The 20012-nt window shown below is 72.7% G+C and carries 14 protein-coding genes and 1 pseudogene; 12 read left to right on the top strand and 3 right to left on the bottom strand.

Translation table 11 applies throughout. The features are described from left to right. Positions 1 to 72: 72 nt before the first annotated feature. Entirely contained in the window at positions 73 to 1416 is a 1344-nt protein-coding gene (locus tag ACZ619_RS00640) for an amidase (RefSeq protein ID WP_469592523.1), read from the bottom strand. Between the two features lie 164 nt (positions 1417 to 1580). Beyond that, positions 1581 to 2609 carry a LacI family DNA-binding transcriptional regulator gene (locus ACZ619_RS00635; RefSeq protein ID WP_469593244.1) on the bottom strand — a complete coding sequence of 343 codons (1029 nt, stop codon included), beginning with the start codon at positions 2607 to 2609 and terminating at the stop codon, positions 1581 to 1583. A 263-nt stretch (positions 2610 to 2872) separates the two neighbouring features. On the opposite strand from ACZ619_RS00635, the gene ACZ619_RS00630 reads away from it, so the two are divergent. From ACZ619_RS00630 to ACZ619_RS00605, 6 genes and pseudogenes are all read left to right on the top strand, one after another. Further along, positions 2873 to 4165, top strand: coding sequence for an ABC transporter substrate-binding protein (locus tag ACZ619_RS00630; RefSeq protein ID WP_469592521.1), 1293 nt, complete (start codon positions 2873 to 2875; stop codon positions 4163 to 4165). Positions 4166 to 4170: 5 nt separating this feature from the next. Next, on the top strand, positions 4171 to 5058 hold the full coding sequence (locus ACZ619_RS00625; protein ID WP_469592519.1) for a carbohydrate ABC transporter permease: 888 nt from the start codon (positions 4171 to 4173) through the stop codon (positions 5056 to 5058). Next, positions 5055 to 5921: a carbohydrate ABC transporter permease gene (locus ACZ619_RS00620; protein WP_469592517.1), complete on the top strand. Its 867-nt coding sequence runs from the start codon at positions 5055 to 5057 to the stop codon at positions 5919 to 5921. The genes ACZ619_RS00625 and ACZ619_RS00620 overlap by 4 nt, the downstream gene beginning before the upstream one ends. A 24-nt stretch (positions 5922 to 5945) precedes the next feature. Beyond that, positions 5946 to 7193 carry a glycoside hydrolase 5 family protein gene (locus ACZ619_RS00615; protein ID WP_469592515.1) on the top strand — a complete coding sequence of 416 codons (1248 nt, stop codon included), beginning with the start codon at positions 5946 to 5948 and terminating at the stop codon, positions 7191 to 7193. After that, complete coding sequence (locus ACZ619_RS00610) at positions 7190 to 9208, top strand: endo-beta-N-acetylglucosaminidase (protein ID WP_469592513.1); 2019 nt, start codon at positions 7190 to 7192, stop codon at positions 9206 to 9208. The genes ACZ619_RS00615 and ACZ619_RS00610 overlap by 4 nt, the downstream gene beginning before the upstream one ends. A gap of 29 nt (positions 9209 to 9237) precedes the next feature. Continuing rightward, positions 9238 to 12237: pseudogene (locus ACZ619_RS00605) on the top strand (alpha-mannosidase); the annotation flags it as partial. Positions 12238 to 12329: 92 nt separating this feature from the next. Here the strand turns inward: ACZ619_RS00605 and ACZ619_RS00600 are convergent. Continuing rightward, positions 12330 to 13034, bottom strand: a complete 705-nt coding sequence (locus ACZ619_RS00600) for a FadR/GntR family transcriptional regulator (protein WP_469592511.1) — start codon at positions 13032 to 13034, stop codon at positions 12330 to 12332. 161 nt (positions 13035 to 13195) lie between these two features. Here ACZ619_RS00600 and ACZ619_RS00595 point away from each other — a divergent pair, with 161 nt between their 5' ends. Genes ACZ619_RS00595 through ACZ619_RS00570 form a run of 6 tightly spaced genes read left to right on the top strand, consistent with a single transcriptional unit; the run spans position 13196 to position 20002 of the window. Then, a complete protein-coding gene (locus ACZ619_RS00595; RefSeq protein ID WP_469592509.1) occupies positions 13196 to 14266 on the top strand; it encodes a sugar ABC transporter substrate-binding protein in 1071 nt (356 codons plus the stop codon). After that, on the top strand, positions 14263 to 15861 hold the full coding sequence (locus ACZ619_RS00590; RefSeq protein ID WP_469592508.1) for a sugar ABC transporter ATP-binding protein: 1599 nt from the start codon (positions 14263 to 14265) through the stop codon (positions 15859 to 15861). Before ACZ619_RS00595 ends, ACZ619_RS00590 begins: the two co-directional genes overlap by 4 nt. Beyond that, positions 15854 to 16879, top strand: a complete 1026-nt coding sequence (locus ACZ619_RS00585; RefSeq protein ID WP_469592506.1) for an ABC transporter permease — start codon at positions 15854 to 15856, stop codon at positions 16877 to 16879. The genes ACZ619_RS00590 and ACZ619_RS00585 overlap by 8 nt, the downstream gene beginning before the upstream one ends. A 50-nt stretch (positions 16880 to 16929) precedes the next feature. Then, on the top strand, positions 16930 to 18270 hold the full coding sequence (locus ACZ619_RS00580; protein ID WP_469592504.1) for an L-fuconate dehydratase: 1341 nt from the start codon (positions 16930 to 16932) through the stop codon (positions 18268 to 18270). Then, positions 18267 to 19022 (top strand): SDR family NAD(P)-dependent oxidoreductase, encoded by a 756-nt coding sequence (locus ACZ619_RS00575; RefSeq protein WP_469592502.1) that lies wholly within the window; start codon positions 18267 to 18269, stop codon positions 19020 to 19022. The genes ACZ619_RS00580 and ACZ619_RS00575 overlap by 4 nt, the downstream gene beginning before the upstream one ends. Beyond that, positions 19019 to 20002 carry an aldo/keto reductase gene (locus ACZ619_RS00570; RefSeq protein ID WP_469592501.1) on the top strand — a complete coding sequence of 328 codons (984 nt, stop codon included), beginning with the start codon at positions 19019 to 19021 and terminating at the stop codon, positions 20000 to 20002. The genes ACZ619_RS00575 and ACZ619_RS00570 overlap by 4 nt, the downstream gene beginning before the upstream one ends. The last annotated feature ends 10 nt before the right edge of the window (positions 20003 to 20012 follow it).

Below are 20012 nucleotides of genomic sequence, written 5' to 3'. Positions count from 1 at the left end.
TGACCCGCGGGTACCGCGCCCGGTGACCCGCGGGTGCGCCCCCGGTGAACCGCCCCGGGCGGCGGCCCTCCCTCAGCCGAGCGGGGCCGTCCGCTGCCACGGCCGCAGGGTCTCCAGCTGTCCGGCCACCTCCAGCAGCACCGCCTCCGAGCCCGGCCGTCCCACCAGCTGCACCGCGCAGGGCGCACCCGAGGGCAGGGTGCCGAACGGGACCGACATGGCCGGCCAGCCGGTGAGGTTCCAGGGCGGGGTGAGGGGCGAGTAGCCGGTGTTGACCAGCACGTTGCGCAGCCAGCCCCGCTCGTGCCAGGGGCCGGTCCTGGGGGAGCGGCGGGCCAGCGCCGGGGTGAGCAGCACGTCGTGCTCGGCGAAGAACGGGGTGAGCCGGTCCCGCAGCCGGTCCCGGGTCTCGCCGCCGCGCACCCCGCCGACGAACCGCCGTCCGACGGCCGCGTGCACCCGCGTCCGCCGGTTCAGCAGCGCCGGGTCCAGCCCCTCGGCGTCCACTGCCGTACCCGCGGTCCAGTGCCGCAGCGAGGTCACACCCAGTGACATCGGGTACGGCGGCTCGGCGGGCCGCGGCTCGTGCCCGGCGCCCGCCAGCAGCGCGGCCGCCTCCCGGACCGCGTTCGTATACGGCCTGCCCACGCTCACCCCGGTGAGCGGACTGCGCACCGAGACGGCGATCCGGTAGGACGACCGCTCCGCGGGGCGGTCGAACCCGGACCCCGCCAGCACCGAGAGCACCAGCCGGGTGTCCTCGACGGTGGTGGCCAGCGGGCCGTTCTCCGACATCCCGAACCAGTCGCCGTTGCCGATCCCGGCCGGCACCACCCCGGACCCCGGCTTGATGGTGACCAGACCGCAGTTGGCCGCCGGGATGCGCAGCGAACCCATCCCGTCGTTGCCGAGGGCGATCGGCACCAGCCCCGCCGCGACCGCCGCGGCGCTGCCGCCCGAGGAGCCCCCGGCGCTGCGCCCGGTGTCCCACGGGTTGCGGGCCGTGCCGTGGACGCCCTCGGTCGTACCGAAGACGCACAGCTCCGGCACGTTCGTCAGCCCCACCACCACCGCGCCCGCCGCCCGCAGCCGGGCCACGGTGACGTGGTCGGCGTCCGCGGGCGTGTCCGGCGTCGCCGCCGAACCGTTGCGACGGGCCTCGCCGCGCACCGCGAGGTTGTCCTTCACGGCCACCGGCACACCGGCCAGCGGGAGTTCGGCGAGATCGGGGCGTGCCGCGACCTCGTCCGCCTCCGCGAGCGCCGCCTCGGCCCGGACCCTGCGGAACGCGCCGACCTGTCCGTCCAGCCGGGCGATCCGCTCCAGGTGCTCGGCCACCACGTCCCGGGGCGCCACCCGCTTTCCGCGGACGGCGGCGGCTGTCTCGGTCGCGGGCAGGCCGGCCCAGCTGGTCACGGGCGCTCCTCGGTACTCGTCGGTAGGTGCGGCGGGTAGGGAGAACTGTGCCCGGTCCGCGGCGGTACGTCGAGAGCCGGACCACCTGATCCGTCCCTCCGCCAACGGACCGATGAATCAACTCACCTGCGCCCACACCCCGTTGGGGACGTGCGCACCGGTTCTCAGCCGGTCCCCTCGCCGGGGCGGACCGCCGCGGGCGCGGTACTGCCCCGGACCCTGAGGCGCGGCACCGGTACCCGTACGGCCCGCGCCGAGCCGCCGTCCAGGAGCGTGGTCAGCTCGCGGGCGGCGGTGCGGCCGAACTCCGCGCTGTCGCGGGACAGCGCGGAGAGCCAGGGCTTGACCATGCGGCACAGGGCCGAGTCCTCCCAGGAGACGAGGGAGACGTCGGCGGGGACGCGGTAGCCGAGCTCGGCCGCCGCGGAGACCCCGGCGACCGCCATCACGTCGTTGTCGTAGATGAGGGCCGTCGGCGGCGGGGCCGCGCGCAGGACCCGGCGGGTGACGGCCGCGCCCTCGGCGTCGGAGTAGTCGGTGGTGACCGAACGGACCTCGGTCAGCCCCCGCCGCTCGGCCTCGGCACGCAGGGTGCGGACCCGGCGCTGGGTGTGGGCGAGGCCCGGCAGGCCCGCGATGTGGACGATCCGCCGGTGGCCGAGGGCCGTCAGCTCGTCGACCACGGAGGCCATCGCGGCCGCGTCGTCCGCCCAGACCGTGGAGAGCCCCGGATGGCGTTCGTCGGGCGCGCCGCCGATCACCACCGCGGGCAGCCCGAGTTCGTCGAGCAGGTCGGGGCGCGGGTCGTCGGCGCGCGGGTCGACGACCAGGACGCCGTCGACGCGGTGCTCCGCCCACCAGCGGCGGTAGACCGCGCACTCGTCGGCCACGTCCTCCGCCATCTGGAAGAGCAGGCCGAGATGGCGCTCGGCGAGCACCTCCTGGATACCGGAGACCAGTTGGAGGAAGAAGGAGTCGACGCCCAGGGAGTGCGCCGGGCGGGCGAGGACGAAGCCGACGGTCGCCGCGCCCTCCCCGGAGAGCGCGCGGGCGGCCGTGCTGGGGCGCCAGCCGAGCTGTTCGGCGACCCGCTCCACCCGTGCCCTGGTCGCCTCGGACACCCCGGGGCGGCCGTTGAGCGCGAAGGAGACCGCGCTCTCGGAGACCCCGGACCGGCGGGCGATGTCCTTCATCGTCGGCCGGCGCGCGGGGACGCGTTTCTCCGCCAACTCACTTCCTCATTCGGTCGGGACCGTGATCAGCTAATGCGCTTGAGTCCGAACACCCTAAAGCGTATTAGTGATCGGCCGCAATACCGGTCAAGTGCTTTGCTGAGCAGGGGCTTTGAGCCACTAATGACTTTAGCTGAGCCGAATCCATTGACGCGGTGCCAAAACGGCGTGCAAGGTCTGGCGCGGCACCTTCGGCCGACCTCGCTGCAAAGGAGCAACGGACCATGCGTATCTCCCGCAGAGCCTTCGCCCTCGCCGCTGCCGCCGTCCTCGCCCTGCCGCTGAGCGCCTGCGGCTCCGGGTCCGACGACGGCGGTGCGACCAACGCCTCGGGAAAGGTCGAGGGCGACATCACCTTCCAGACCTGGAACCTGCGCGCGAACTTCAAGCCGTACTTCGAGGGCCTGATCGCCGACTTCGAGAAGAAGTACCCCGACGCCCACGTGAAGTGGATCGACCAGCCGGCCGAGGGCTACGCCGACAAGATCAGCGCCGACGCGGCCGGCGGCACCCTGCCCGACGTCGTCAACCTCTCCCCGGACCTCGTCGCCCCGCTCGCCAAGGCGGGCCTCGCCCTCGACCTCGACAAGGCCGCGGGCACGTACCGGTCCGAATACCTGGCCGGCGCCTGGGCCGGCCACCGGATCCCGGGCATGAGCGGGACCTACGCCTTCCCGTGGTACCTGAACACCGGGCCGCTCTTCTACAACAAGTCCCTGTTCACCGAGGCCGGACTCGACCCCGACCAGCCGCCGAGGACCTACGACGACCTCTTCGCCGACGCGCTGACGATGGCCGAGCGCAGCGACGGCAAGGTCGCCACCCTCGCAGGCGTCCCCACCATCGAGGACTTCGGCCGCTACGGCGTCGCGCTGATGAACAAGGCGGGCACCGGCTTCGCCTTCAACGACGCCAAGGGGGTCGAACTCCTCACCAGGTACAAGGAGCTGTTCGACGCCAAGGCCCTCGACCCGCAGGCGCTGACCGCCACCCCGGAGTCCTCCGGCAAGAAGTTCCTCACCGGCGCCGTCGCCATGAACCCCGGCAGCGCGCTCGACCTCGACAACTTCAAGAAGCAGGCGCCGAACCTGTACAGGAACATCGGCATCACCGACCAGATCACCAGCACCGGGCACGTCAACATGTACGTGATGGGCGTGATGGTCAACTCCCGGACCAAGCACACCGCGGCCTCCGTCGCCTTCGCCCACTTCGTGACCGACGCGCAGAACCAGATGTCCTTCGCCAAGCAGGTCGCCATCTTCCCCAGCACCGCCGGCTCCCTGGACGACCCGTACTTCACCAAGGAGGACGGCACCGACGTGACCCGGGTGCGGGTCGCCGCCGCCAAGTCGCTGAAGAGCGCGGTCAACTACACGCCCGTCCTGTTCAGCGACCAGATGAAGACCGCGCTGCGCAACGAGGTCGCCAAGGCGCTCCAGGGCAAGGAGAGCCCCCGGACGGCGCTCGACAACGCTGTCAGGGCCTGCGACACCCTGCTCGGGCAGCAGGGCTGACCCGGATGGCCGGCGTGTCGCGAGTGCGGCGTCAACTGCCCACCAGCCCATGGCTGTTCGCCGCCCCCGGGCTGCTGGTCGTCGGTGCCTTCGTGCTCTATCCGTTCGTCTCGACGGTGGTCAACTCCTTCACGGACCGCCGCACCCTGATCCCGGGCCGCTTCGTCGGCCTCGCCAACTTCCGCGAGCTGGTCCACGACGACATGTTCTGGACCGGCCTGCGCAACAGCACCCTGTACATCGCCGGGGTCGTACCGGCCCTCGTCGTGCTGCCGCTGCTGCTCGCCCTGCTGGTGCAGAAGAACATCCCCGGCATCACCTTCTTCCGGTCCGCCTTCTACACCCCCGTGGTCGCCTCCATCGTCGTCGTCGGGCTGATCTGGGTCTGGCTGCTCGACGAACGCGGACTGGTCAACTCGCTGCTGGAGGCGGTCGGGATCGGCCGGATCGGCTTCCTCAGCGACCAGTGGCTGCTCCTGCTGAGCGCCATGGCGGTCACGGTCTGGAAGGGCCTCGGCTACTACATGATCATTTATCTGGCGGCGCTCGCCGACGTCCCGCGCGAACTGCACGAGGCCGCCGCCGTGGACGGCGCCGGCGCGGTGCGCCGCTTCCTCACCGTCACCGTGCCCGCCGTGCGCTCCACGATGGTGCTGGTCGCCGCGCTGTCCTCGGTCGCCGCCTTCAAGGTGTTCTCCGAGGTCTACCTGATGGCCGGCCCCGACGGCGGCCCGGCCGGCGAGGACACCACCCTCGTGATGCTCGTCCAGCGCACCGGAACCGGCCTGACCGGCCGCGTCGGCTACGCCTCGGCCCTGTCCGTCGTCGTGTTCGCCGTCACCGTCGCGCTGATGCTGCTCGTCCTGCGCGCCGACCGGAGGGACGCCTCGTGAACGGCACCGGCCCGCGCCTGGCCGACGAGCACGGGCGCCGCATCCGCATCGGTGAACTGGCCCTGCGGTACGTCCTGTTGCTGCTGGTCCTCGCCATCGCCGTCGGACCGTTCCTGTGGCAGCTGTCCACCTCGCTCAAGGGACCGACCGAGGACATCTTCAGCTCGCCGCCCAGCCTGCTGCCCGAACATCCCACCCTGCACAACTACGAGCGGGTCGCCGACACCATCCCCGTGTGGGACTACGTCCTCAACTCCCTGAAGGTCGCGGGCGCGAGCGTCGTCACCAACTGCGCCGGCTCCGCACTCGCCGGCTACGCCCTGGCCCGGCTGCGCTACCGGGGCCGCCGGGCCGCCACCCTCACCTTCGTCCTCGCGATGCTGGTGCCGGTGGAGGGCATCATCATCGCCCAGTTCACCACCATGCGCGAACTCGGCCTCAACAACACGCTGATCGGCGTCGTGCTGCCCGGCTCCGTCGGCGCCATGAACGTGCTGCTGATGCGCAACGCCTTCCGCAACCTGCCCCACGAGATCGAGGAGGCGGCCTACGTCGACGGCGCCAACGCCTGGCAGCGGTTCCTGCGGATCGCCCTGCCGTCGGTCCGCGGCACCGTCGCCGTCGTCGCGATCTTCGCCTTCATGGGCGCCTGGGACGACTTCCTCTGGCCGCTCATCGTGCTCAGCGACCCGTCGAGGTTCACGCTCACCATCGGCCTCAACTACCTGCACGGCACCTTCGCCAACGACGAACGCCTCGTCGCCGCCGGCACCGTGATCGCCGTGGCCCCGCTCATCGCCCTGTTCGCCTGCCTCCAGCGGTACTTCTTCCGCGGGGTCGGCGAAGGCGCCGTCAAGGGCTGACGCCCGTCCCCAGGAGGAGACCGCATGCCCCCTGCCGTGCGCTTCGGCGTGAACTACACCCCCAGCGAGGGCTGGTTCCACCACTGGCTCGACTTCGACCTGGACTCCGTGCGCGCCGATCTGGACTCGATCGCCGCGCTCGGCCTGGACCACATCCGGGTCTTCCCGCTGTGGCCCTACTTCCAGCCCAACCGCACCCTGATCCGCCCCCGCGCCGTCGAACAGCTCGTCGCCCTCGCCGACGCCGCCGCCGAACGCGGCCTCGACGTCAACGTGGACGGCCTGCAAGGACACTTGAGCAGCTTCGACTTCCTGCCCGCCTGGACCCGCACCTGGCACCGGCGCAGCCTCTTCACCGACCCGGACGTGGTCGAGGCCGAAGCCGCCTACCTGCGCACCCTCGCCGCGGCCCTCGCGGACCGGCCCAACTTCATCGGGATGACCGTCGGCAACGAGGTCAACCAGTTCGCCGCCGGCCCGCACCCGGACCCGGACCGCGTCACCGAGGCACAGGCCGGACGGTGGCTCGCCCGCCTGCTGGCCGCCTGCGCCGAGGGCGCCCCCGGCCGGCTCCACCTGCACGCCTCCTACGACGCCGCCTGGTACCAGGACGACCAGCCCTTCACCCCGGCCCACTCGGCCCGGCTCGGCGACCTCACCGCCGTGCACTCCTGGGTGTTCAACGGCACCGCGCAGCGCTACGGCCGCGCCTCCGCGCAGAGCGAGCAGCACGCCGCCTACCTGGTCGAGCTGAGCAAGGCCTGGGCGGACGACGCCCACCGGCCCGTCTGGCTCCAGGAGGTGGGCGCGCCCGCGCCCCTGATCCCCGCCGAGCACGCGGCCGCCTTCGCCGACGCGACCGTCGCCGCCGTACTGGACTGCCCCGGCCTGTGGGGCATCACCTGGTGGTGCTCCCACGACGTCGGCCGCGGCCTCGCCGACTTCCCCGAACTCGAATACACCCTGGGCCTGTTGACCAACGACCGCAAACCCAAGGACATCGCGCGCGTCCTCGCGGCGGCCGGGCCGGGAACGGCCGTGCCGCGCGGCACGGCGCTCGTCGTGCCCTCCGACCCCGCCCGGCGGTCCTCGTGCGCCCCCGGCGGGCCCGTCTTCGACGCCTACTTCCGGCTCACCGCCGACGGCGTCCGCCCCACCACCGTCCTCGACACCCGCGCGGACGACCGGGACCACCTCACCGCGCGCGGCATCACCGAAGTCGTCACTCCCGACCAGGTACTCCCCACCCCACCAGGAGGCACCCGCTCGTGAACCCCAGCAGACGCACCGTCCTGATCGCCGCCACCGCCGCGGCCCTGGCCCGCTCCCTCCCCGCGACGGCCGCGACGGCCGCCACGCCCGTGGCCGCGGCCACCGCCGTCACCCCGCCGTACGCGTCCTACTGGTACCCGGACTCGCTCCCCTCCGGCACCCCCGCCGCCGGCATCACCTGGCGCAGCCTGAAGACCTGGACGGCGGCCGGCGACGCCGACCTCGCCTTCAACACCGCCTCCGTGCCGCTCGCGCCCCGCTTCACCCCCACCCCGGCCAACACCACCGCCCGCTCCGGGCAGGCCCGCGTCCAGGCCCTGGTCTCCTTCGGCCCCACCTCCGCCAACCCCTCCCAGGGCTCGGCCACCGCCGACTACTACGCCCTCACCCACTGGGCCTACCTCGACGAACTGGTCTTCTGGGGCGGCTCGGCCGGCGAGGGCCTGATCCTCGCCCCGAACGCGCCGGTCGTCGACGCCGCCCACCGCCACGGCGTACCCGTCCTCGGCAACATCTTCCTGCCGCCCACCGCCTACGGCGGCCAGCTCCAGTGGACCCGCGACCTGGTCCAGAAGGACTCCGCCGGGCACTACCCGCTCGCCGCCCAGCTCGTCGCCGTGGCCGCGGCCCACGGCTTCGACGGCTGGTTCGTGAACGCCGAGACCGGCGGCGGCGACACCGCCCTCGGCACCGACACGCTCGGCTTCGTCACCGAGCTGAAGTCCCTCGCGGCGGCCCAGGGGCAGCGGGTCACCTGGTACGACGCGATGACCGTGAACGGCACGGTCAGCTGGCAGGGCGCGCTGAACAGCCAGAACCAGGCCTTCTTCCAGGCCGCCGACGACATGTTCGTGGACTTCCGCTGGAGCGCCTCCACCCTCGCCTCGTCCGGCACCAGGGCGGACCAGCTCGGCCGCAGCCGCTACGAGCTGTGGGCCGGCGTCGACGTCGAGTCCAACGGCTCCAACACCACCGTGAACTGGGACGCGATCGTCCCCGGCGGCTCGGCGCACATCGCGTCCGTCGGCTTCTACCGCCCCGAGTGGACCCGCAACCACCTGCCCGCGAGCCGCACCCCCGGCGACTTCCACACCGCCGACGACCGCTTCTGGACCGGACGGTCACTGGACCCCGCCCTCCCCGACGCCACCGACCCGTGGCGGGCGCCCGCGGTGTCGGTCGCGGACCGCTCGACGGTCTCGCAGGTGCCGTTCGCGAGCACCTTCAACACCGGTCACGGACTGAGCTGGTACGAGGACGGCGAGGTCGCCGCGGCCGCGGCCTGGAACCACCTGGGCCTCCAGGACCGGCTGCCGTCCCGGCGGTGGGCGCTACGGACGTCGGGCGCCAGGCCGGCCGTGACCTTCGACTTCGCCGACGCCTGGCGCGGCGGCAGCAGCGTACTGGTGGCCGGCGACCTCGGTCTGCCCGTGACGCTCGACCTCTACACGACCCGGCTGCCGGTCACCGACGCGACGGTCGTCGAGCTGACCTACCGGACCGACGCCGGAGGCGTGGACGTGGAGCTCGCCGTCGCCACCGCCGAGCCGGACGGCGCCGGCGCGGCACCCCCGTACACCTACCTTCCGGCGGCGGGCGCGGGCGACGGCTGGTCGACGGCGACCGTCCCGCTCACCGGACTCACCGGCACCGTCCACGCCCTCGGCGTCCGCCTCACCGCGACCGGCGGAACCGTGCGGTGGCGGCTCGGCGCGATCGCCGTACGCGAGGCGGTCACCGCGCCCGCCGCCCCCACCGGCCCGCGGATCACCGCGGCCGACGGCGGCGACCTCCGCCTCGCCTGGGACGCGGCCCCCGGGGAGGTGCGGCACTACACCCTGCACCGGCTGCTCCCCGACGGCACCCGGCGCTTCCTCGGCGCCACCGGCCAGCGGGCCTGGTACCTGTCCGGACTCCAGCCGGAGCAGGACGAGGACACGGCACGGTTCGAAGTGCGTGCCGTAGGGGAGCTGTACACCTCGTCGGACCCCGCGACCGTCACCCACACCTGGTAACCCGGTAACGAACAAACGGAGCACCCCGCATGCATGACGACCGCAGCTTGGTGGAAGCCCGCCTCCGGCGCGTCCTGGACGAGCGCGTCCGTCCCGCCGTGTACCCCGAGTCCGTGCCGCTCGACGTCGCCGTCTGGCACGCGCCCGGCGAGCCCGTGCCGGTCGCCGAGGGGCTCGCGGCCGAGCCCGTGCCGATCGCGGTGGGCGCCCGCTGGGGTGCTCCGTGGGGCACCAGCTGGTTCCGGGTGACCGGGACCGTCCCCGAGAAGTGGGCCGGGCGGACCGTGGAGGCCCTGCTCGACCTCGGATTCGACGAGAACATGCCCGGCTTCCAGTGCGAGGGCCTCGTCTACCGCCCCGACGGCACCCCGGTGAAGGGCCTCAACCCGCGCAACCAGTGGGTCCGCGTCGGGGCCCCCGTCGAGGGCGGTGAGCGGGTCCGGCTGCACATCGAGGCCGCCTCCAACCCCGTCATCCTCGACTACCAGCCCTTCCGGCCCACCCCGCTCGGCGACAAGGACACCGCCGGGCACGAGCCGCAGTACACGCTGACCCGGATGGACCTCGCCGTCTTCGACGAGACCGTCTGGCAGCTGGTGATCGACCTGGAGGTGCTCGGCGAGCTGATGGCCGAGCTGCCGGTGGACGGACACCGCCGCCACGAGATCCTCCGCGCGGTCGAGCGGTGCCTGGACGCCGTCGACCTCCAGGACGTCAACGGCACCGCCGCACAGGCCCGTTCACAGCTCGCCGAGGTCCTCGCCGTCCCCGCGGTGCCCTCCGCGCACCGGATCAGCGCGGTCGGGCACGCCCACATCGACTCGGCGTGGCTGTGGCCGCTGCGCGAGACGGTCCGCAAGGTGGCCCGTACGACGTCCAACATGACGGCCCTGCTGGAGGACGAGCCCGACTTCGTGTTCGCCATGTCCCAGGCCCAGCAGTGGGCGTGGGTGAAGGAGCACCGGCCCGAGGTGTGGGCCCGGGTCAAGAAGGCGGTCGCGGACGGGCGGTTCGTGCCGGCCGGCGGGATGTGGGTGGAGTCGGACACCAACATGCCCGGCTCGGAGGCGATGGCCCGTCAGTTCGTGCACGGCAAGCGGTTCTTCCTCGACGAGTTCGGCATCGAGAACGACGAGGCCTGGCTGCCCGACACCTTCGGCTTCGCCGCGGGCCTGCCGCAGATCATCAGGGCGGCCGGCTCCACCCGGCTGCTCACCCAGAAGATCTCCTGGTCCCAGACGAACAGGTTCCCGCACCACACCTTCCGCTGGGAGGGCATCGACGGCACCCGGATCTTCACCCACTTCCCGCCCGTCGACACCTACAACTGCTCCATGAAGGGCAGCGAACTCGCCCACGCGGAACGCAACTTCAAGGACAAGGGGCGGGCCCGGCACTCCCTCGCGCCCACCGGCTGGGGCGACGGGGGCGGCGGCACCACCCGGGAGATGATCGCGAAGGCGGCCCGGGTGCGCGACCTGGAGGGCTCCCCGAAGGTCGTCTGGGAGAGTCCCGGCGCGTTCTTCGACCGGGCCGAGGCCGAACACCCCGAGCCGCCCGTGTGGGTGGGCGAGCTCTACCTCGAACTCCACCGCGCCACCCTCACCAGCCAGGCCAGGACCAAGCAGGGCAACCGGCGCAGCGAACACCTCCTGCGCGAGGCCGAACTCTGGGCGGCCACCGCCGCGGTGCGCACCGGATTCCCCTACCCCCACGAGGAGCTGGACCGGATCTGGAAGACGGTTCTGCTCCACCAGTTCCACGACATCCTGCCGGGCTCCTCGATCGCCTGGGTGCACCGGGAGGCCCGGGCCACCTACGAGCGGATCGCCGCCGAACTGGAGGGGATCGTCTCGGCCGCGCAGCGCGCGCTGGCGGGGGAGGGCGACCTGCCGCTGCTCTTCAACGCGGCCCCGCACGGCCTGGCCGGCGTGCCCGCCGGCGGCGCCGGGGCGGAGCGGCCGCCCGGTGAGGTGACGGTGGCGGTCCGTCCGGGCGGCGGTCACGTCCTCGCCAACGGCCTCCTGCGGATCGAGATCGACGCCCGCGGACTCGTCGTGTCCGCGTACGACCTCACCGCCGACCGCGAGACCGTCGCCCCGGGAGCCGCCGCCAACCTCCTCCAGCTCCACCCGGACTTCCCGAACATGTGGGACGCCTGGGACGTCGACGCCTTCTACCGCAACGCGGTCACCGACCTCACGGACGTGGACGAGCTGACCCCCGGCGCGGACTCGGTGCGGATCGTGCGGTCCTTCGGCTCCTCCCGGGTCACCCAGGTGCTGTCGCTGGCGGCCGGTGAGCGCCGTCTGCTGATCGACACGGAGGTCGACTGGCACGAGACCGAGAAGTTCCTCAAGCTGGCCTTCCCGCTGGACCTGCACGCCGAACGCTACGCGTCCGAGACCCAGTTCGGGCACTTCCACCGCCCCACCCACACCAACACCTCATGGGAGGCCGCCAAGTTCGAGGCCTGCAACCACCGCTTCGTCCACCTGGAGGAGCCGGGCTGGGGCGTGGCCCTCGTCAACGACTCGACGTACGGCCACGACGTGACCCGCAGCGTCCGCGACGACGGCGACCCGGGCACCACGACCACGGTCCGCGCCTCGCTGCTGCGCGCCCCCCGCTTCCCCGACCCCGAGACCGACCAGGGTGTCCACCGCTTCCGGCACGCCCTGGTCCCGGGCGCGGCGATCGCGGACGCGGTCCGGGAGGGCTGGCGCGTCAACCTGCCGGAGCGCCGGGTGACGGGTGCGCGGGAGGTGGCCCCGCTGGTGACGGTCGACGACGACGCGGTCGTGGTCACCGCCGTGAAGCTCGCGGACGACGGCAGCGGTGACGTGGTGGTCCGCTTCCACGAGGCACACGGCGGCAGGGCGCGCGCGACCCTGACGGCGGGCTTCGAGGTGGCCGGTGTCACGGTCACGGACCTGCTGGAGCGCCCGCTGGCGGATCGGTCCGTCGACCGGGACGGCAACCGCGTCGCCCTGCGGCTGCGGCCGTTCGAACTGGTGACGCTGCGGATGGCGCCCCGTCAGGAGCGCGGGGCGGCACCCGGCAGGCGGCCGCCGGGCGGGGACGACCCGGCCGCTCCCACCGGCACCGGCACCGGCACCGCCTAACCCTCTATCCGCTGCGCCCGCAGCCACTCCTCCACCTCACCGACGTGCGCGGCCGCCGCCGCACGCGCCGCCTCCGGGTCCCGGGCCACCAACGCCCGGTGGATGGCGGCGTGTTCGCGGCGTGTGCGCGCGAAGGCGCCCTCCTCCTGGTACCCCCGCCACACCCGGGCCCGGAAGGTCCGCGACGACAGACCCTCCAGGATCGCGGCCATCGTGTCGTTCCCCGCCGCAGCCGCGATCACCCGGTGGAACGCGAGATCGTGGGCGAGGATCTCCTCGGGGTCGTCGCTCGCGTTCATCGCCGTGAGGTGTTTCTCCACCTCGGCCAGCTGGTCCGCCGTGATCCGCGCGGCGGCCAGCGCGGTCGCCGTCGACTCCAGGACCCGTCGCACCTCCAGCAGTTCCACCAGCCGCGGCCCCCGGGACAGGTCGGCGACGACGCCGAACGTCTCCAGCAGGTCGCCGGCCTCCAGCCGGGTGACGTAGATGCCGGAGCCGTGCCGGGCCTCCAGCACACCCAGCACCGTCAGCGCGCGGATCGCCTCGCGCATCGAACTGCGGGAGATGCCCAGCCGGGCGGCGAGATCCCGTTCGGTCGGCAGCCGCTGGCCCGGCTCCAGCCGGCCCTCCGCGATCATGGCCTTGATCCGCTCGATGGCGCGCTGCGTCACCGTGCCCTTCTGCGGGGCCGTCTCGTCCACACCGTTCTCCTGTCGCCGGTGCGCCGAAGTCTAATCAGCGAGGTGGTCCGACCAATTGGGCTCGACCGGCGCGGAAATCGCGTCCGTGGGGTGTCGAGAGCGCCAAGTGGTCTGATAAGTATGCGGCACCTGCTCGAACACGCTCGATGAGGAGCTGTCAGATGCGCGGCAGAACACAGCGGAAGCGGAACAGGTACCGGATCATCGGCGCGACGGCCCTGGCCGTCGGAGCCTCGCTCGTGCTCGCCGCGTGCGGCAGCACCAAGGACACCGGCAGCGCCGGCGGCGGCGGTGGCGGCACCGGCAAGGTCGGCGTCATCCTCCCCTTGCTCACCTCGCCGTTCTGGCAGTCGTACAACGACTACGTGCCCAAGATGGCGAAGTCCGAGGGCGTGGACGCGCTCAAGACGGTCAACTCCAACAGCGACCCCTCGCAGCAGATCACCGACATCAACAACGAGCTGAACCAGGGCGTGAAGGGCCTCGTCGTCGCACCGCTCGACAGCGCCGCCATCGAGGCGGGCCTGGACCAGGCCGAGCGCAAGGGCGTACCGGTCGTCGCCGTGGACGTGGCCCCCGACAAGGGCAAGGTCGCGATGGTGGTGCGCGCCGACAACGTCGCCTACGGCACCAAGGCCTGCGACTACCTCGGGCAGCACGTCACCAGCGGCAAGGTCGTGCAGATCATGGGCGACCTCGCCTCGGTCAACGGCCGGGACCGCTCGGAGGCGTTCCGCGACTGCGTGAGGAAGAAGTACCCGAAGCTGAAGGTCCTGGAGATCCCCGCGAAGTGGGAGTCGGACACGGCGGCCTCCCAGCTGGGCACGCTCCTCAACGCCAACCCCGACATCAAGGGCATCTATATGCAGGCCGGCGGCGTCTACCTCGCCCCCACCCTCCAGACCCTGAAGTCCAAGGGCATGCTCAGGACGGCCGGGCGGAGCGGACACATCGTGATCGTCTCCAACGACGGCATCCCGCAGGAGTACGACGCCATCCGCAAGGGCCAGATCGACGCCACCGTCTCCCAGCCCGCCGACGCCTACGCCAAGTACGGCATGTACTACATCAAGGCGGCGATGGAGGGGAAGACGTTCCGGCCGGGTCCGACCGACCACGGCTCGACGATCGTCGAGCTCTCCGGCGGCATCCTGGAGGACCAGCTGCCCGCGCCCCTGGTCACCAAGGACAACGTGGACGACCCCGAGCTGTGGGGCAACACGGTCGGATGAGGACCCCACTGGTGCAAGCCGAGGGCATCGTCAAGCGGTACGGCCCCACCGTCGCCCTCGTCGACGGCCGCCTCACCGTCCTGCCCGGTGAGTCCCACGCCCTGGTCGGCCGCAACGGCGCCGGCAAGTCCACCCTCGTCAGCGTCCTCACCGGACTCCAGGCCCCGGACCGGGGCACGGTCCGCTTCGACGGCGAACCCGCGCCCCCGCTCGCCGACCGGGACGCCTGGCGGCGCAGGGCCGCCTGCGTCTACCAGCAGCCCACCGTCGTACCCGAACTGACCGTCGCCGAGAACCTGTTCATCAACCGCCAGCCCCGGCGCCGGGGGTTCATCAGCTGGCGGCGGCTGCGCGCCGAGGCGGCCGCGCTCCTCGACACCTGGGACGTCCGCGTCGACCCCGAGGCGCGGACCGCCGACCTCAAGGTCGAGGACCGCCAAATGGTCGAGATCGCAAGGGCGTTGAGCTTCGGCGCCCGGTTCATCGTCCTCGACGAACCGACCGCCCGGCTCGACAACCGGGAGATCGAGCGGCTGTTCGGCCGGATGCGGGCGCTCCAGGACTCGGGCGTGACCTTCCTGTTCATCTCGCACCACCTCCAGGAGGTCTACGAGGTCTGCCAGACCGTCACCGTCCTCCGCGACGCCCGCTGGATCACCACCGCCCCCGTCGCCGAGCTGCCCAGGGCCGCCCTGGTGGAGGCGATGGCGGGGGAGGCCGTCACCCGGCGGGAGCGGACGGCCCGGGACGCGGTGCCCGCCGGGGCACCCGTCGTCCTCGGCGCGAACGGGCTCACCTCCGAGTCGTTCCACCGCGTCGATCTCACCGTCCGCGGCGGCGAGGTCGTCGGCCTCGCCGGGAGCAGCGGCAGCGGGAAGACCGAACTCGCCGAGACCGTCGCGGGGTTGCGGGTACCGGCCGGCGGCACCGCCCGCGTCGACGGCAGGCCGCTGCCGTTCGGCGACGTACGCGCCGCGCTCGGCGCCGGCGTCGGCTTCGTGCCCCGCGACCGGCACGAGCAGGGGCTGGTCCCCGGGATGAGCGTCGGCGACAACGCGACCATGACCGTGCTCGACCGGCTCGGCCGCGCCGGGTTCGTCACCACCGCGCGCAGGCGCGGCTTCGCCACCGGGCTGATCGAACGCCTCGGCATCCACACCGAGGGACCCGGGCAGCCCGTCTCCGACCTGTCCGGCGGCAACGCGCAGAAGGTCGTCATGGCCCGCGCCCTCGCCTCCGACCCCCGGCTGCTCGTCCTGGTCAACCCCACCGCGGGCGTCGACGTGAAGTCCAAGGAGGCCCTGCTGGCCCGGGTGGACAGCGCCCGCGAGGACGGCACCGCCGTACTGGTCGTCTCCGACGAACTCGACGACCTGCGCCGCTGCGACCGCGTCCTCGTCCTCTTCCACGGCCGGATCGTCGCCGAGCACCCGGCCGGCTGGCACGACCACGAGCTGATCGCCTCCATAGAAGGAGTGGGCTCCATGCCCGAAGGACCGGGTTCCACGTCCGAAGGGCCGGGCTCCCTGTCCGAGAGGCCGGGATTCACGTCCGAGGGGCCGGGATTCACGTCCGAAGGAGTGGACCATGGCTGAGACCAAGGCCCCGCCGCTCATCCCGGCGCGCTCCCCAAAGCCGCGCGCGGCCCGCACCGTCCTGCTGCGCAGGGCGCGTGAACTCGCCCTCTTGCCTGCCCTGTTGCTGCTGATGGTGCTCGGCGCCGTGGTCAACGACTCGTTCCTCACCGAGCGCAACCTGATCTCGATCCTCGGCGCCTCCGCGGCCCTCGCGATGGTGGTGCTCGCCGAGTCGCTGGTCCTGATCACCGGAAAGTTCGACCTCTCCCTGGAGTCGGTCGTCGGCATCGCGCCCGCCGTCGGCGCCCTGCTGGTGCTGCCGTCGGCCGAGTCCGGCTGGGGCATCGGACTCCCCGCCGCCCTGGCCATGCCGGCGATCCTGGCCGTCGGCGCGGCGGTGGGCGCCTTCAACGGCATCCTGGTCGTGCGGTTCAGGCTGAACGCGTTCATCGTGACGCTCGCGATGCTGATCGTGCTGCGCGGGGTGCTGGTCGGCGCGACCAAGGGCAAGACCCTGTTCGGGATGCCCGACAGCTTCTTCACCCTGGCCACCACCACCTTCCTCGACGTGCCCCTCTCGGTGTGGCTGGCCGCCGTCGCCTTCGCGGTCACCGGGTTCGTCCTGAAGTACCACCGGGTCGGCCGTGCCCTGTACGCCATCGGCGGCAACCCCGAGGCGGCCCGTGCCGCCGGCATCCGCGTCGACCGCGTGATGCTCGGGGTGTTCGTGGTCGCCGGGGCGCTCGCCTCGGTCGGCGGGATCATGCAGACCGGCTACGTCGGCGCCATCAGCGCCAACCAGGGCAACAACATGATCTTCACGGTCTTCGCGGCGGCCGTGATCGGCGGCATCGGCCTGGACGGCGGCAGGGGCACCATGTCCGGCGCCCTGACCGGCGTACTCCTGCTGGGCGTCGTACAGAACCTGCTCACCCTGGCCCAGGTGCCGTCGTTCTGGATCCAGGCCATCTACGGCGGCATCATCCTGGTCGCCCTCATGATCGCCCGCGTCACCACGGGACGGGCCCAGGACTGACCCGCACCGCCGCCACCCGACCCCACCGACCCCTGACGGAAAGGACATCAGTGCCCCAGGCCCCCGCCCGCGTCACCGCGGTCGACACCTACGACATCCGCTTCCCCACCTCGCGCGAGCTCGACGGCTCCGACGCGATGAACCCGGACCCCGACTACTCGGCGGCCTATGTCGTGCTGCGCACCGACGCGGCCGACGGGCACGAGGGGCACGGGTTCACGTTCACCATCGGGCGGGGCAACGACGTCCAGGTCGCCGCGATCGACGCGCTGCGGAACCATGTGATCGGACGCCCGGTCGACGAGATCTGCGACGACCCCGCCGTCCTCCACCGGGACCTGATCGGCGACAGTCAGCTGCGCTGGCTCGGCCCCGAGAAGGGCGTGATGCACATGGCGATCGGCGCGGTGACCAACGCTGTCTGGGACCTCGCCGCCCGCCGCGCGGGCAAACCGCTGTGGCAGTTGCTCGCGGACGCCGAACCCGAGTGGATCGTCCGCCAGGTCGACTTCCGCTACCTCACCGACGTCCTCACCCCCGAGGACGCGCTCGGCATCCTGCGCCGGGGCCGCGAGGGCGCGGACGAGCGCCGGGCCCGGCTGCTGGAGCACGGCTTCCCCGCCTACACCACCTCCGCCGGCTGGCTCGGCTACGACGACGAGAAGCTCACCCGGCTCGCCGCCGAGGCGGTCGCCGACGGCTTCCGGCAGATCAAGCTCAAGGTCGGCGCGGACCTGGCGGACGACGTCCGGCGCTGCCGGGTCGCCCGCCAGGTCGTCGGCCCGGACATCCGGATGGCCGTCGACGCCAATCAGCGCTGGGACGTCGACGAGGCGATCCGCTGGACCCGGGCCCTCGCCGAGTTCGACCCGTACTGGATCGAGGAGCCCACCAGCCCCGACGACATCCTCGGGCACGCGGCGATCCGCCGCGCGGTGGCCCCGGTCAAGGTCGCCACCGGCGAACACGTCCAGAACCGCATCGTCTTCAAACAGCTGCTCCAGGCCGGCGCCCTCGACATCGTGCAGATCGACGCGGCCCGGGTCGGCGGTGTCAACGAGAACCTCGCCGTCCTGCTGCTCGCCGCCAGGTTCGGCGTCCCGGTCTGCCCGCACGCGGGCGGCGTCGGACTGTGCGAACTCGTCCAGCACCTCTCGATGTTCGACTACCTCGCGGTCGCCGGCACCACCGACGACCGGATCATCGAGTACGTCGACCACCTGCACGAGCACTTCCTCGACCCGGTGGTGATCCGGGAGGGCCACTACACGGCACCCACCGCACCGGGCTTCTCGGCCGCCATGCGGCCGCAGTCCGTCGCGCGGTACCTCTATCCGGGCGGCACCTTCTGGGCCGCCGACGCCCAGACGCAGAAGGGACAGGCGGTATGAGCGACTTCGAGGGGCTGAGGGCCCTGGTCACCGGCGGGGCCTCCGGGATCGGCCGGGCCACCGCCGAACTCCTCGCCGCACGCGGCGCCCGGGTCGCCGTCCTCGACCTCGACCCGTCCTCGGTGGAGAAACCGCTGCTCGGCTTCCGGGCCGACGTCACCGACGACGCCTCCGTGCGCACGGCCGTGGCGAACGCCGTCGAGGCCCTCGGCGGCCTCGACGTGCTGGTCAACAACGCGGGGATCGGCGCCCAGGGCACGGTCGAGGACAACGACGACGAGGAATGGCACCGCGTCTACGACGTCAACGTCCTCGGCATGGTCCGCACCGCCCGCGCGGCCCTTCCGCACCTGCGCCGCTCGCGCCACGCGGCGATCGTCAACACCTGCTCCATCGCCGCCACCGCGGGTCTGCCGCAGCGCGCCCTGTACAGCGCGACCAAGGGCGCCGTGTACTCCCTCACCCTCGCCATGGCCGCCGACCACCTCCGCGAGGGCGTCCGGGTGAACTGCGTCAACCCCGGTACGGCCGACACCCCGTGGATCGGCCGGCTCCTCGACAAGGCCCCCGACCCGGCCGCCGAGCGCGCCGCCCTGGAGGCCCGCCAGCCCTCCGGCCGCCTGGTCTCCGCCGCCGAGGTCGCGGGCGCCGTCGCCTATCTCGCGAGCCCCCTGTCCGGCGCCACCACCGGCACCTCCCTCGCCGTCGACGGCGGTATGCAGGGCCTGCGCCCGAGGCCGGCGGACCGGTGAACGCCCTGGGCCGCGGCGGGGTCCGGGTCAGCCCGCTGGGGCTCGGCGCCGCCGCGATCGGCAACCTCTACACCGAGGTCCCCGACCGGCAGGCGCACGACACGGTCACCGCCGCCTGGCGGCAGGGCATCCGCTACTTCGACACCGCTCCGCACTACGGCCTGGGACTGTCCGAACGGCGCCTGGGGGAGGCGCTGCGGGAGTACGACCGCACGGCCTACACCCTCTCCACCAAGGTCGGCCGCCGGCTGGAGCGGGGGCCCGGAGACGGCGACGACCTGGCCAACGGCTTCGCCGTGCCCGACACCCTGCGCCGGGTCTGGGACTTCACCGCCGACGGCATCCGCCGCACCCTGGAGGCCAGCCTGGAGCGGCTCGGCCTCGACCGCGTCGACGTCGTCTACCTCCACGACCCCGACGACCACGCCGAACAGGCCCTCCGCGAGGGCTACCCGGCCCTGGAGAAGCTGCGCGCCGAGGGCGTCGTGGGCGCGATCGGCGCCGGCATGAACCGGACCGCCCTGCTCACCCGCTTCGTCCGCGAGACCGACGTCGACGTGGTGCTGTGCGCGGGCCGCTACACCCTCCTCGACCAGAGCGCCCTCGCCGACCTGCTTCCGGCCGCCGAGGAACGCGGCACCTCGGTGGTGATCGGCGGCGCGTTCAACTCCGGTCTGCTGGCCGACCCGAAGCCGGACGCGACCTACGACTACACGCGGGCACCCCAGGAGTTGCTGTCCCGCGCCCTGCGCCTCAAGTCGCTCGCGGAACGTCACGGCACCACGCTGCGCGCCGCCGCCCTCGCCTTCTGCGCCGCCCACCCGGCCGTCGCGAGCGTCCTGGTCGGTGCCCGCTCGGCCACCGAGATCGAGGACGCGGCCCACCGGTTCACCACCCCGGTCCCCACCGCCTTCTGGCAGGAACTCCGCACCACAACCCTCCTCCCGCCCACCGCCCCCCTGCCCACGGAGGGGCGGTGACGAGACCCCG

It is taken from the genome of Streptomyces sp. NPDC104367, from assembly GCF_055583825.1.
This window is presented reverse-complemented; position numbering and strand designations above follow the sequence as displayed.

What these genes read in the sequence shown, in the direction of transcription:
- ACZ619_RS00635 (WP_469593244.1), bottom strand. Translation starts at nt 2,609, where the DNA reads ATGAAGGACATCGCCCGCCGGTCCGGGGTCTCCGAGAGCGCGGTCTCC.
- ACZ619_RS00630 (WP_469592521.1), top strand. Translation starts at nt 2,873, where the DNA reads ATGCGTATCTCCCGCAGAGCCTTCGCCCTCGCCGCTGCCGCCGTCCTC.
- ACZ619_RS00625 (WP_469592519.1), top strand. Translation starts at nt 4,171, where the DNA reads ATGGCCGGCGTGTCGCGAGTGCGGCGTCAACTGCCCACCAGCCCATGG.
- ACZ619_RS00615 (WP_469592515.1), top strand. Translation starts at nt 5,946, where the DNA reads ATGCCCCCTGCCGTGCGCTTCGGCGTGAACTACACCCCCAGCGAGGGC.
- ACZ619_RS00595 (WP_469592509.1), top strand. Translation starts at nt 13,196, where the DNA reads ATGCGCGGCAGAACACAGCGGAAGCGGAACAGGTACCGGATCATCGGC.
- ACZ619_RS00590 (WP_469592508.1), top strand. Translation starts at nt 14,263, where the DNA reads ATGAGGACCCCACTGGTGCAAGCCGAGGGCATCGTCAAGCGGTACGGC.
- ACZ619_RS00585 (WP_469592506.1), top strand. Translation starts at nt 15,854, where the DNA reads ATGGCTGAGACCAAGGCCCCGCCGCTCATCCCGGCGCGCTCCCCAAAG.
- ACZ619_RS00575 (WP_469592502.1), top strand. Translation starts at nt 18,267, where the DNA reads ATGAGCGACTTCGAGGGGCTGAGGGCCCTGGTCACCGGCGGGGCCTCC.